The 12,989-nt window shown below is 70.7% G+C and carries 11 protein-coding genes and 1 pseudogene; 1 reads left to right on the top strand and 11 read right to left on the bottom strand.

What is annotated here, in order from left to right:
- Positions 1 to 17 precede the first annotated feature (17 nt).
- The 7 genes and pseudogenes from ACXAHD_RS02935 to ACXAHD_RS02905 all read right to left on the bottom strand — a co-directional run bounded on the left by ACXAHD_RS02935 (position 18) and on the right by ACXAHD_RS02905 (position 6,569).
- Positions 18 to 1,301, bottom strand: a complete 1,284-nt coding sequence (locus ACXAHD_RS02935) for a beta-ketoacyl-[acyl-carrier-protein] synthase family protein (RefSeq protein WP_281551524.1) — start codon at positions 1,299 to 1,301, stop codon at positions 18 to 20.
- Between the two features lie 119 nt (positions 1,302 to 1,420).
- Positions 1,421 to 1,792, bottom strand: a pseudogene (locus ACXAHD_RS02930) (cupin domain-containing protein); the annotation flags it as partial.
- Positions 1,789 to 2,589, bottom strand: a complete 801-nt coding sequence (locus ACXAHD_RS02925; protein ID WP_281551523.1) for an SRPBCC family protein — start codon at positions 2,587 to 2,589, stop codon at positions 1,789 to 1,791. The gene ACXAHD_RS02925 and the pseudogene ACXAHD_RS02930, both read right to left, overlap by 4 nt.
- 24 nt (positions 2,590 to 2,613) lie before the next feature.
- Entirely contained in the window at positions 2,614 to 3,984 is a 1,371-nt protein-coding gene (locus tag ACXAHD_RS02920) for an acetyl-CoA carboxylase biotin carboxylase subunit (RefSeq protein ID WP_281551522.1), read from the bottom strand.
- Between the two features lie 13 nt (positions 3,985 to 3,997).
- Complete coding sequence (gene accB / locus ACXAHD_RS02915) at positions 3,998 to 4,498, bottom strand: acetyl-CoA carboxylase biotin carboxyl carrier protein (protein ID WP_475048408.1); 501 nt, start codon at positions 4,496 to 4,498, stop codon at positions 3,998 to 4,000.
- Positions 4,495 to 6,237, bottom strand: a complete 1,743-nt coding sequence (locus ACXAHD_RS02910) for an acetyl-CoA carboxylase carboxyltransferase subunit alpha (RefSeq protein WP_475048406.1) — start codon at positions 6,235 to 6,237, stop codon at positions 4,495 to 4,497. The genes accB and ACXAHD_RS02910 overlap by 4 nt, the downstream gene beginning before the upstream one ends.
- A complete protein-coding gene (locus ACXAHD_RS02905) occupies positions 6,234 to 6,569 on the bottom strand; it encodes a TcmI family type II polyketide cyclase (protein WP_281551519.1) in 336 nt (111 codons plus the stop codon). Before ACXAHD_RS02905 ends, ACXAHD_RS02910 begins: the two co-directional genes overlap by 4 nt.
- A gap of 337 nt (positions 6,570 to 6,906) precedes the next feature.
- On the opposite strand from ACXAHD_RS02905, the gene ACXAHD_RS02900 reads away from it, so the two are divergent.
- Positions 6,907 to 7,713, top strand: coding sequence for an AfsR/SARP family transcriptional regulator (locus ACXAHD_RS02900; protein WP_281551518.1), 807 nt, complete (start codon positions 6,907 to 6,909; stop codon positions 7,711 to 7,713).
- Here ACXAHD_RS02900 and ACXAHD_RS02895 read toward each other — a convergent pair.
- The 4 genes from ACXAHD_RS02895 to ACXAHD_RS02880 all read right to left on the bottom strand — a co-directional run bounded on the left by ACXAHD_RS02895 (position 7,691) and on the right by ACXAHD_RS02880 (position 12,865).
- The gene (locus ACXAHD_RS02895) at positions 7,691 to 8,341 is read right to left on the bottom strand and encodes a hypothetical protein (RefSeq protein WP_281551517.1); all 651 of its coding nucleotides are present in this window, start codon (positions 8,339 to 8,341) and stop codon (positions 7,691 to 7,693) included. The genes ACXAHD_RS02900 and ACXAHD_RS02895 overlap by 23 nt on opposite strands.
- 108 nt (positions 8,342 to 8,449) lie before the next feature.
- On the bottom strand, positions 8,450 to 10,342 hold the full coding sequence (locus tag ACXAHD_RS02890) for an ABC transporter ATP-binding protein (protein ID WP_281551516.1): 1,893 nt from the start codon (positions 10,340 to 10,342) through the stop codon (positions 8,450 to 8,452).
- Between the two features lie 4 nt (positions 10,343 to 10,346).
- On the bottom strand, positions 10,347 to 12,527 hold the full coding sequence (locus tag ACXAHD_RS02885) for a hypothetical protein (protein ID WP_281551515.1): 2,181 nt from the start codon (positions 12,525 to 12,527) through the stop codon (positions 10,347 to 10,349).
- Positions 12,524 to 12,865 (bottom strand): hypothetical protein, encoded by a 342-nt coding sequence (locus tag ACXAHD_RS02880; protein ID WP_281551514.1) that lies wholly within the window; start codon positions 12,863 to 12,865, stop codon positions 12,524 to 12,526. Before ACXAHD_RS02880 ends, ACXAHD_RS02885 begins: the two co-directional genes overlap by 4 nt.
- Positions 12,866 to 12,989: the final 124 nt, after the last annotated feature.

Below are 12,989 nucleotides of genomic sequence, written 5' to 3'. Positions count from 1 at the left end.
CGGGGGGCCGTCGGCGCTCACCGTACTGTCCTGTCCGGTCGGGCGAAGACCATCGCCGACTGGAATCCGCCGAATCCGCTGCCGACCGACAACGCGACGTCGACCGGTAGCTCACGGGCGGTGTTCGGGACGTAGTCCAGGTCGCATTCCGGGTCGCGGGTGCGCCAGTTCGCGGTCGGCGGGACCACCCCGTGTGCCATGGCCAGCGCGCAGGCCGCCATCTCGATCGAGCCGATCGCGCCGAGCGAATGCCCGATCATCGACTTGATCGAACTGACCGGCACCCGGTACGCCGCGTCCCCGAGCGCCCGTTTGAACGCGGCTGTCTCGTGCCGGTCGTTCTGCCGGGTGCCGGAGCCGTGTGCGCTGACGTACGACACGTCGTCCGGGTTGAGCCGGGCCTGGTTCATTGCGTCCACGATGGCCAGCGCCATCTCCGCGCCGTCCGGGCGCAGCCCGGTCATGTGGTAGCCGTTGCTGCGGGTGGCGTATCCGCCGATCTCGCAGTAGATCCGCGCGCCGCGCCGCCGCGCGTGGTCCAGCTCCTCCAGCATCAGCACGGCGGCCCCTTCGGCGAGTACGAATCCGTGCCGGTCGTTGTCGAACGGCCGGCTGGCGTGCGCCGGGTCGTCGTTGTCCGGGCTGGTCGCCCCGATCGCGTCGAACGACGCGACGGTGACCGGGGAGATCGGCGAGTCGGCGGCGCCGGCGAGCATCACGTCCGCGTCCCCGTCGACGATCAACTGGTGGGCGTAGCCGATCGCGTCGATGCCGGAGGTGCAGCCGGTGGAGATCACCTGCGCCGGCCCGTGCAGCCCGTGCCGGCAGGCCACGTCGGCGGCCAGGCTGCTGGGCACCAGCGCCTGATAGAGGTACGGCATGGTGCAGTCCGGGTCGACCAGCCAGTGGCTGCCCGCGTCACTGGCCACCACGTACTCCTGTTCCAATGCCACAGTGCCGCCGACCGCCGAGCCGAGCGCCACCCCGGCCCGCTGCCGGCCGGCGTCGTCGAGGCTCAGCCCGGCGTCGGCGACCGCCTCGATCGAGCAGGCGAGGGCGAACTGGACGTACCGGTCGGCCCGTCGCCGCTCGCGCGGGCCGAGCCCGGCGTCCGCCGGGTCGAAGTCGCATTCGGCGGCGATCTGGGACCGGAACGGGGACGGGTCGAAGACGGTGATCCGGCGGGTCGCGGTACGCCCGGCGGTGATCGTCGCCCAGAACGCCTCCCGGGTGGTGCCGCCGGGGGCGACCACCCCGACCCCGGTGACGACGGTACGCCGGGGCGACCCGGCCGCGGTCACGGCCGGTGTCCGTTGGGTGTGGTGGTCCGGGTGCGCGGCACCGGCCGGCGGCCGGGCCTGGCACCGTTCGGACCCGGGCCGGCGGCGGCGTCCGGACCGGGACCGAGCACCGCCGGTCCTTCGGTGTCGACGTGGCCGAGTTCGGGGCGCGGCGCCAGCGGGCTGAGGTGGAAGACCACTTCGGCCGGTGCCTTGCTGACGTTGCGCAGCCGGTGCCGGGTGTTCATCGGCACGAACAGCCCTTCGGCGCGGTGCACCGCCACCGGCAGGTCGTCCAGGTCGACGACGATCTCACCGCGCGCGACGTAGAGGAATTCCTCGCTGTAGGGGTGGTAGTGCTCGGCGATGCGTTCGCCGGGGCGCAGCACCGCCAGGCCGAGGAAGCCGGAGGTGCTGCCGACCGTGCGTGGGCCGAGCAGGACCCGGAGTTCGCCGCCGCGTCGCCGGTCGGCGGCGAGGTCGCGGGCGGCGACGAGCCGTGGATCGTTCATGGGGTGCCTCCGACGGGGTCTGCGGTGCGGGCCAGGGTTTCGATCCGGTCGCGGATGATGTCCAGCTGGATCCGGCTGTTGGTGTTGATCCGTTCGGTCATGCCGGCGTTGTCGAGCGGCGCGGCCGGTCGCATTGCGAAGTCCTGCACCCAGGTCATCCGGGTGCCGCCCAGGACCTCGGCGTAGTCCCAGCGAATCCGCATGTACTCGAACGGTCCGGTCTCCACCCGGTGGGCCAGCACCCGGCGGCGGCTCCGGTCGGCGGTGCGTTCGCTGACCCAGCTCCAGACCGTTCCGTTCTCGTCCGGGTGCATGGTCAGCCGGAACCGCACGGTGTCCCCGTGCCGGTGCACGATCTGCACCGACGCGTACTCGGTGAACAGGTCGGGCCACCGGTCGACGTCGTTGGTGACCGCCCAGACGAGGTCCAACGGGGCGGCGATCACCACGCTGTTCTCGGTGTGTCCGGGGGGCTGTCCGGTGGCGTCCGCCGCGGCCGTTGTGGCCGGGCCGGTGTCCAAGGCAGCTCCGGCGTCGTCGTCGCCGGTGAGTTCGCTGGCAACCAGCTCGGCGATCTCGACGATGGTCAGGTCCGCGCTGTCCGGCGGGATCCGCACCTGGTACCGGTCGGCCACCACGGCCTGAAGTTCCAGCAACGCCAGCGAGTCCAGGCCGAGTTCGGCCAGGGATGATGCCGGGGCGTCGGCGGCACCGGACGGGTCGAGCCCGCAGTTGCGTACCAGGATCGCGGTGATGTCCGCGGCGGTGACCTTCTGCTGATCATCGGTGATACTCATCCGCTCCTCCTCGGGCGTGTGTGGTCAGGCCGTACGGATCTGCGACGGCTCGTCGAGCAGCCGGCCGACCAGGCCGGTCGAGAGCCGTCCTTTGCGGAACATGGCGTCGTCCAGCACCCGGCGCAGGAACGGGATGGTGGTGTGGACGCCGGGCCCGCGTACCTCGAACTCGCTCAGCGCGCGTTCCATCCGGTTGAGCGCCAGTTCCCGGTCCGGTGCCCAGACCACCACCTTGGCCAGCAGCGGGTCGTAGTGCGGTCCGACGACGTACCCGGTGTGACCGTGGGTGTCGACCCGGGTGAACGGGCCGCCGGGGATCTCGAAGCGGTCCAGCCGGCCGGGGGTCGGGGTGAACCCGCGCTGCGGGTCCTCGGCGTTGACCCGGCATTCGACCGCGACGCCCCGGGGCCGGATGTCCGGCTGGCGCAGCCGCAGCGGCGTACCGCAGGCGATGTGGATCTGTTCCTGCACCAGGTCCACCCCGGTGATCATTTCGGTGACCGGGTGCTCCACCTGGATCCGGCAGTTCATCTCGATGAAGTGGAACTGGTCGTGCTCGTCGACCAGGAACTCGAAGGTGCCGGCGCCGACGTAGCCGACCGCGAGCGCGCCGCGCAGCGCCGCTGCGGCCATCTCGTCGAGCATTGCTGCCGGCAGCGTCGGTGCCGGACCCTCCTCGATCAGCTTCTGATGCCGCCGCTGCACCGAGCAGTCCCGGGTGCCCAGGTGCACCCCGTTGCCGTGGCCGTCGCAGAGCACCTGCACCTCGACGTGCCGGGCCTGGGTGAGGAACCGTTCCAGGTAGACCCGGTCGTCGCCGAAGACCGCCCGGGCGGTCTGCCGGGTCCGGTGGTACGCCGGTGCCAGGTCCGCTTCGTCGGTGACCACTGTCATTCCCCGCCCACCGCCGCCGGCCGCCGCCTTGATGATGACCGGATAGCCGGTTTCGGCGGCGACTGCGGCGGCGTGGGCACTGCTGGGCACCGGCTCCCGGCTGCCCGGCGGCAGCGGCAGGCCGGCCGCCCCGAACACGTCCCGGGCCTTGGCTTTGTCCCCGAGGGCCTGCATGACCTGCGGCGGCGGCCCGATGAAGACCAGGCTGTTCTCCGCGCAGATTTCGGCGAAGTCGACGTCCTCGGAGAGGAAGCCGTATCCGGGGTGGACGGCCTGGGCACCGGTGCGCCGGGCCGCTTCGACGATCGCCGCCGCGTTGAGGTAGCTGGCCCGGCTCGGCGGCGGGCCGATCTGTACCGCCTCGTCGGCGAACCGGACCACCGCCGAGTCGCGGTCTGCGGTGGAGTGCACCGCGACGGTCCGTACGCCAAGTTCCCGGCAGGCCCGGGCGACCCGCAGCGCGATCTCTCCCCGGTTGGCGATCAGGATCTTCTCGAACACGGTCACCGCCTCCTCAGCCCGGTGCCACGGTGATCAGCGGCTGGTCGAACTCGACCGGATCGCCGTCGCCGGCCAGGATCTCCACGACCACACCTGGCCGGTCGGTGGTGATCTCGTTCATCAGCTTCATCGCCTCGACGATCCCGATCACCTGACCCGGCTCGATCGAGTCGCCGACCTCGACGAACGGCGTTCCGCCGGGCTCCGCGGCCCGGTAGAACGTACCGACGATCGGTGATCCGATCCGGTGCCCGGCCGCTGGCGCGACCTGGTCCGCCGCCGGTGCGGTCGGTCCGGTCGCCGACGCGTCGGCCGGGGGCGACGGCGTGGCCGCGACCGACGTCGTCCGGTCGTGCCACTCGATCTCGATCACCGTGTCGCCGTGCCGGACCTGGACCCGGCGCAGCGGACCGGTGAGTTCACCGACCAGCGTCCGGGTCTGCTCGGCGAGCCGGCGCAGCTGGCCGGCCGGCTCCGGCCCGGCCGGTGTTCCGTTGGCGGCGGCAGTGGTCATCGCGGCATCACCTGGATCGTCCGGTCGGTGTCGGGCTGCGGTACGGCGGCATCGACGGTGCCTGCCCCGTACCGGCGGAACCGGCGGGAACGTCGACGCAGCAGGTCGGTGGTGGGCACGGCGAGCAGGTCGGACAGCGCGGCGGTCAGCGCCGCCCGTACCCGGTCGGCGGCGCCGGCCGGATCCCGCTGCGCGCCGCCCGGTGGTTCGCCGACGATGCCGTCGGCGACGCCGAGGCGTACCAGGTCGGGCGCGGTGAGCTGGAGCGCGGCGGCGGCCCGGGGTGCGGCGGCCCGGTCATGGAACAGGATCGCGGCGCAACCCTCGGGACTGATCACCGAGTAGACGGCGTTCTGCAGCATCAGCACCCGGTCGGCGACGGCCAGCGCGAGCGCTCCGCCGCTGCCGCCCTCGCCGGTGACGACGGCGACCACCGGGGTGGGCAGCCGGGCCAGGGTGCGCAGGCAGGTGGCGATCGCGGCGGCCTGGCCCTGTTCCTCCGCGTCGACCCCCGGATGTGCGCCCGGGGTGTCGATCAGGGTGACCACCGGTAGTCCGAGCCGGGCGGCGAGCCCCATCACCCGCAACGCCTTGCGGTAGCCGGCCGGGCTGGCCATGCCGAAGTTGCGGGCCAGCATCTCCCGGGGGTCGTGGCCCTTCTGCTGCCCGATGACGGCGACCGGCTGGTCACCGAGCCGGGCCAGTCCGGCGACGATCGCCGGGCAGTCCGCACCGAGCCGGTCGCCGTGCAACTCGACGAAGCCGTCGAACGCCGTCCGCAGATAGTCCAGAGTGGTCGGCCGGGCCAGGTCCCGGGCGGTACGCACCGACTGCCAGGCGGTCGGCGTCGCGTCGGCCCGGTGCGTCGGCCTGGGGCGCGGAATCGGCCCGGATCCCGGCACCGTCGGTTCGGCCAGCGGACCTGCTCCGGCCCGGCCACCCGCGGCCAGCGCGAGCAGGGCGCGCAGCCGGGGGCGTAGGTCGTGGCGTTCGACGACCATGTCGACCTGGCCGTGCCGGAGCAGGAACTCCGCGGTCTGGAAACCGGGGGGCAACGCCTGGCGGATCGTCTCCCGGATCACCCGGGGGCCGGCGAACCCCATCCGGGCGCCGCGTTCGGCGATCACCAGGTCGGTGTTGGTGGCGAACGAGGCGGCGACGCCGCCGTACGTCGGATCGGTGACGACGCTGACGGTGAGCAGTCCGGCGGCGCGCAGTTCGGCGATCGCGCAGCTGACCGTCGCCATCTGCATCAGCGCCAGGACGCCTTCCTGCATTCGCGCCCCGCCGGAGGCGGTGACCAGCACCAGCGGATCCCGGGCAGCGAATGCCTCCTCGGCGGCGCGGGTGATCAACTCGCCGGTGGCGCAGCCGAGGCTGCCACCGAGGAACCGGAAGTCCATCACCGCCAGGACGGCCCGATGCCCGCCGATCCGGGCGGTGCCGCACAACACCGCCTCCGCCATGCCGGTCGCCGCCCGCGCCTCGGCCAGCCGTCGCCGGTACGGCATCGAGTCGACGAACCCCAACGGGTCCACCTCGGCGGCGCGGTCGGCGAGCCTGGTGAAGCTGTCCGGGTCGACCAGTTGTCCGATCCGTTCCGCCGCGGTCAACCGCTGGTGGTCTCCACACTCGGGGCAGACCTCCAGGTTGCGGCGCATCCGTCGCCGGTAGACCAGTGCGCGGCAGGCGTGGCAGCGCAGCCAGCGGTTGCGGCCCAGGGCCGCGACGGCGGTCATCGGGGCCGACCGGTGGGTGCGTCCCAGTGGTAGAACCGGTGCGCCATCGCGTCCCGAGGTGACCGCCAGGTCGCCAGGTACGGGCTGATGTAGCTGGCGAGTCGGCGGCTGACCTCGTCGAACTCCGGGTGTCGCCGGGCGGCGGCCACCGCGTCCGGTCCGGTCTCGGCGGTCTCGATCAGATGCACGTACAGGTCGTGCAGCCGGTAGAGCGACCGGTGCCGTACCCCGGCCAGGTGGGGCAGGTCGGTCAGGTCCGATTCGGCGAAGATCTCCGCGACCTGCTGCTCCGCGTCGGGGACCACCTTGGCGATGATCAGCGAGCGATCCATGGTTCCTCCCAGCGGTGTCGGGCCCGGTCCTGGCCAACCTTGCCGCCGTCGGCGTCACCGGCGCGTTGTCCGTGCCGTCCGGGGCACCGTTCACTGGTGACGCCGAGGTCACGGCCTGTGAGTACAGTGCGTGATCGCTCTCGATGTGCGTCGGTATCGCTCCAGCTGCCATCGGGGTTGCAAAATGCCAGGTCAGATGGGATGGGGTCGGTGGGTCAAGCGAATCGGGTAGTCGACTGAATGTTGACTGAGAGTAACCATGATTGATAATCTTCGTGACGCGATGACGTGATGCAAGGGCGGCGACCGGTGACTGACGTGTGCAGGAGGTTCGGCCGTGACGTCAGAGGCAGGCAACGCGGGGGCATCAGTCCGGCTGCTGCTGCTCGGCGGCTTCCGTCTGCTCCACCAGCACGAGACCGTGTTGATCCCCCGTGGACTGCAGCGGATCGTCGCGGTGATCGGGCTGCGACCCGGCGCCACCCGTGCCCACCTGGCCGGTCTGCTCTGGCCGGAAGCCGCCGAGGACCGCGCACTGTCCTCGCTGCGTACCGCGCTGTGGCGGCTGCGTCAGGAGCCGAACTGCCCGCTGCGGACCGCCGGCGACACCGTCCGGCTCGACCATCGGGTCCAGGTCGACGTCGACGACCTGGTCCGGACCGCCGCGCGGGTGCGCGACGGTGGGGATCCGCGACTGGCCGACGCGGTGCTCACCGCCGCCCGGCACGACCTGCTGCCCGGCTGGTACGACGACTGGGTGCTGCTGGAACGGGAACGGCTGCGGCAGCTGCGGCTGCACCTGCTCGAGCACATCGCCCGCTCCCATCTGGACGCCGGTCGGCACGACGAGGCGCTGCAGGCCGCACTGGAAGCGGTCGGTGCCGAACCGTTGCGGGAGACCCCACACCGGCTGATCGTGCAGATCCATCTCGCCGAGGGCAACGCCTACGAGGCGCTGCACGCCTTCTACGCGTACCGCGATCTGGCCCTGCGGGAGCTGCAGCTGGAACCGTCCCCGGCGATGGCCGCGCTGATCGGCGACATCCTCACCCCGATCCGGGACGCGCCGGCCCGGCGCACACTCGACCGGCGTCGGCCGGGTGAGTCGGCGTCCGGCCCGGTCAGCCCTCGCCCGGCCCGCTGACCCGTCCGGCGTCACCGCCGAGCGAGACCCGGACCAGGGCAGCGGCGAACCGGGGCAGGTCGCGCTCACCCACCAGGGCGGCCAGCCGCCGCGGTGAGGTCGGTAGATCCAGCTTGCGGGCCCCGGTCACCACCCGCTTGTCCAGGTACGGACGTAGTCCGGGCCAGACCGCCTGCGCCTCGCGCAGGAAAATGTCCGCTCCGGTCGGGCCGATGCCGGGGAACATGGTCAGCAACCGGCGCAGCACGGCCGGATCGTCACCGCCCTCAGCGTGCAGCCGCCGCAGGTCACCGCCCCACCGCTGGTGGCACAGTTCGGCTCCGTCGCCGAGCATCGTGGCGGTCCGTTCGTCGTACCGCCGGTAGTGGCCCCGGCCGAGCGCGTCGACGCGGTCCTGCCAACCGGCCGCGCACATCGCCGCCGGTGTGCGGTAGCCGGCCGCGAACAGTTCCCGAGCGCCGGCGACCGCGACCCCGGCCGAGATCCGGGCGCTGAGCAGGGTGGCCAGCACCAGCAGCTGGTACAGCGGGGCCGGCCGGTCGGCCAGGGCGATACCCGCCTCGACGCTGAACGTCCGGCCCTGCCGGTCGAGCAGCGCGTCGACCGCGCGTACCTGCCGATCCGCCATCGTGGCAACCTCCGTTCCCGGCCGACGAGGTACCCCCGGCGGTGCGCATGAAACGGAGCAGCCCGCCGTGCCCCCCCGCCGGCGTCGTCGGTCGCTTTCGGCGTCGGGTCAGCCCACGTCGCTCGGCACCAGCTCCCCGGTGCCGGCGCGGTCACCGTCCGCAGACCCGCCGACGCGGTCACCGTTCGCCGCTCCGCCGGCCTGGGCGATCCGCAGCGCCTCCACCAGGTCGCGGTACAGCTCGTCGGTGGCCGACAGCGTCTCGTGGTCGCCGTACGCCCGGATCCGCCCGCTGTCCATCACCACGATGGTGTCGGCGTCGATGACGGTGGAGAGCCGGTGCGCGATGGTGACCACCGCGCCGTTGCCGGCCTGCTCCCGGATGCAGTCGTGGATGGCCGCCTCGGTGAGTCCGTCGACCTGGGCCGTCGCCTCGTCGAGCAGCAGGACGTCCGGCCGCCGCAGGATCGCCCGGGCCAGCGCGATCCGCTGCCGCTGCCCGCCGGACATCGACGACGGAGTGAGCAGGGTGTCCAGCCCGTCGCCGAGCGAGTCGATCTTCTCGGTCAGCCGGACCGCGTGCAGCGCGCGGTGGATCTCCCCGTCGGTGGCGTCCGGATGGGTGAACAGCAGGTTTTCCCGGATGGTGCCGGGGATCACCGGGGTGTCCTGCTCGACGTACGCCAACCGGCTCCGGACCTGCTCGTGGCCCAGCGACGGGTACGGTCGACCGTCGAGCAGCAGCTCGCCCTGCTGCGGTGCGAGAAACCGCAGGATCAGCGAGAAAAGGGTGGTCTTGCCGGCGCCGGAGGGGCCGACGATGGCCAGGTGCCCACGGCGTGGCACGGCGAGATCGATGTCGCGTACCGCGGCCGGTAGGTCGGGTCCGTAGCCGGCGGTGACCTGCCGCAGTTCCAGTACCGGCCGGTCGGTGTCGTCGGTCGCCCGACCCGCCCGGCGGGCAGCCGGCTGCGGGCTTGTCCCCGGTGCCGGGGTAACGGCCGGGTCGGCCTCGGCCGGCATCGCCTCGACCTGCCGGATTCGACCGGCCGCGGCGATCCCGGACTGCAGCGCGGTGAGGTGCCGGCTCAGCGTGGTGACCGGCTCCATCAGCCCGAACGCGTACAGCAGGAACGCGATCAGGCTGGAGACCGGCAGCGCGCCGGTGCCGACCCGCCAGGCGCCGAGACCGAGGATCGTGATGATTGCCAACTGGATGCCGGCCCAGGCGACTGTCCAGGCGAGGGCTTCGCGGCGGATGGCCGCGATGCTCTGCCGGGCCGACTCGCGGGCCTCGCCGACGATCCGCTCCGACTGGCGCTGCTCGGCCCGGCTCACCTTGACCGTGCGGATCGCCCGTAACGTGCCCTCCAGCGCCGCACCCAACTTGCCGACGTGCTCCTGGGCGCGTTCGCGTGCCTTGGCGATGCCCGGCAGCAACAGGCTGAACAGGACGGTCATCCCGGCCACCGAGGCGACGGTGGCGCCGAGCAGCACCAGGTCGAGCACTGCCATCAGCACCAGAGTGCCGACCATCCTCACCGAGCCGTTGATCAGGCCGATCACGCTCGACGAGGCGGCTTCGCGCAGCAGCACCGTGTCCGAGGTGACCCGGGTGACGAACTCGCCGGTGGGCCGGGCGGTGACGGCCGGCACGGTGGCCCGGAACAGTCGGCGCACCATCGACTGGCGGGCGTCGAGGATCACCCGTTCACCGACGGTGCCGAGCAGGATCCACTGCCACAGCCAGATCACGACACCCAGGACGAGCAGACCGAGCAGCGCGAGCACCGGGCCGCGCAGCGACGCCGCCCCGGTCAGGGTGTCCAGCACCCATTTGGTGACCATGGGCGTAGCGAGGCCGGCGGCGGAGCCGACCAGGGCGAGGCACAGGCCGAGGCCCAGCGCGCGGCGGTGCGGCCGGGCGAACGACCAGAGCAGGCGGAGCCGGGGCAACCGGCGGTCGGCGACGGGGGGTTCGGCGGTCTGCGTGACGGTCACACCATCAAGTGGACCACGGGCCGCCGTCACGGTCGTCGCCGTCAGAGGACGGCGGGAGGGCCTTCGCCGTGTCGCCGCTGCTATCGAGCTGGAGCCTCCGCCGCAGCCTCCGCTGCTCGTCGGTGATCCAGTCCCGTCCGTCTGCGGAAACCGACTCCAGGATTCGGATCGCGGAGCTGATGCCGGAGGAACTGAGCGCCAGCTGCCGCAGCCGTGCAAGGTTCTCCTCCGGTCCCAGGAAACCCTTCTCGAAGTTCTCGACCAGTACGTTGATTTCGCGGCCCCCCGCGAGGTTGAGGTTAAATGCTTGGCGGGTTACGAGTTTGTTCACGTGCGGCCCAAATGCGCCTGCCTCCTGAGGTGAGAGAAGCTTGCGTTGTCCGTCGGAAAGTCGGAGGCCGAATTCATCTACCCGTACCGACTCAATCATGTCGTACCGGAACGTCTGTCGGCTTTCGTTGCTCAGCGTTCCGGTGGCGAAATCCATAGACATGGCGACCTGGCGGACGCCGCGTTGACTCAATAGAAAGAGGATCATCTCGTACTTCGAGTAACGAGGTGGCCCGTGCAGTACCCGGGCGCGCAATGCGTCCGGTGCCTCCTGGGTCATCAGCACATGCGTGATGACGTCGCGGTTCGACAACCCGTAGTCGCGCATCACCTCCATTCGGATGAAGACCTTGTCATAGTCGAGCCAGCGGGCCATCTCCTCGTCGGACGGCCGGTCGGCGAGCACCTGCGACCATCGGCCGAACTCGGTCCGCTCGGCAGCCAGTCGGGCAGTGGACTCCCGGCTCTCCTCCGCGTAGCGGATCCGCTCCGACTGCAGGGTCAGCAGCGCCTTCCACGATACCCACTCACCCGTGACGAGCAGCATCGCTGCGAGCAGTGCGTGCCACGGCATGGCGAACATTCCGAGAATCACGGCGGTAACGGTGGCGATGTGGAAGGCTGTCCATCCCGAGGAAACACCGACACGCACTGAAAAGGGAACACGTAGCCGTTCGCGGAACTCCGCCAGTTTGCCACGCCGCCACTGGTCGGCGGCGCGCCATGCGTACCACCGCACCAGCCACCGGATCCTTGCCACGTCCGCGTCGGGGTAGCCGTACAACAGCGTGAGATCGCGACGAAGGGTGGCGCGGATGCCGACAGTTAGCCCGGCCCACTGCACGTCGGACAGTCGTTCTCGGGGGCGGAAGCTTGCGAAACTGTCGCTGACGAGGCGTTCGAGAACGGAGCTGAACGGCTGTGGCGCGGACCAGCCGGCCGGTAGCGTGTCGGCGTACGAGCTAAACTCTCGTTCGCTGCGGGCGAGGCGGCGGCGCATCCAGTCGTGCCGGGGACCAAACAACGCGATGCCCGCGCCGCCGGCAAGCCAAAGAAGCGTGACCAGGGCGCTGCCGCCGAGACTCTGCCTTCCGGCGGTCAGGAGGGCGAGGGCTACGCCGCCGCCGACGGCGGCGAGGCCCAGCCCAAGCCGGATCCAGGCGTCGAGTCTGCTCTTTTCCGGGGCGACCGGCATCGGCTGCGGGGCCAGCGGGATCGGCTCAAAGAACATCCAGACCCGGTCGCGGCGGCCGTCTCCCATCCTTTGGGTGCTTATCTCGCCAGCCAGCTTGGCATCCAGCAGATCCTGGAGCTGCCCGGACAGAATCATGTCCAGGTGCCGGATTATTTCCTCTCGTCGTTTACTGTCAAGCTTCTGAAAGCGGTCCAGGATGCGGTGTATGCTGATCTGGGACTCGTCGGCTGCCTGCTGAGTTGAGTTTGCGACCATCATCTCGACGGTTTCCAGTGCTTCGGTCCACTCGTCGCGAGGTCGGTCTTTGGTGAGCTGAGCCTGTCCGTTGATCGTACGGAACTCATCATCAGACAGGTGGTCCACCGTTCGGCCGCTCAGCACCGCGACGAGGTAGTAGTAGACCACCTTGTTGGACGACTGCGGCGAGGTGATCAGATCTCGGAGCAGTTCGCGGGCGGAAGTGACTACACCGCCTCGGAGCATCCGCTCGGCGGCCGCGAGCCGCTCCTCGAAAGAGGCCTGCGGGTTGACCTGATATGTCTTGTTCTCAATCAGGACCTGTTTGCCGATGTTAATGTCACGAGCGGCGTACAGGTTCCGGTCGGTCGGCTGCCGTGGCTGCTGCACGGGTTGACTGAAGGCCCCGGTCGGCATGCTCATGCCCCGAAGGAACCCAGGATCGTCGCCACGTTCGCGCTGATCGCCAGCGTACCGGGAAGAATCTTCCCGATCCGGGTCAGCGCGGCCTGCAGCGCACGCTGCTCTTCCCGATCATCAGCAGGAAGTTGTTGCTGTGCGCAGATCAACTCGCGCTGCGCCGCAGCGTAATCTGCCTCGGCCAGTTCGCCTCGGGACCGAGCGTTGGCGAGCATCTCGCCCAGTCGCTCCAACGCCTCCTGTAACGCCACGACGCCGCCGAGATCCTCCGTACCGCCTGACTGCTCGAAGATGATCTGCTCGTTGATCTTGATGTCACGTCGAGCATTGAAGTTGGCCATCTGATCTCCAGATCAGGATCTGTCAGGTTGCGGGCAATGGCGCGACGACATGGCTCTCCGCCAGTGTGCGGCGCGGCGAATCGTTTATACCTCCGGAGTTCGAGCAGCGACAATCAGCGACGAC

This window comes from Micromonospora sp. ABR4_055 (assembly GCF_056160425.1).
This window is presented reverse-complemented; position numbering and strand designations above follow the sequence as displayed.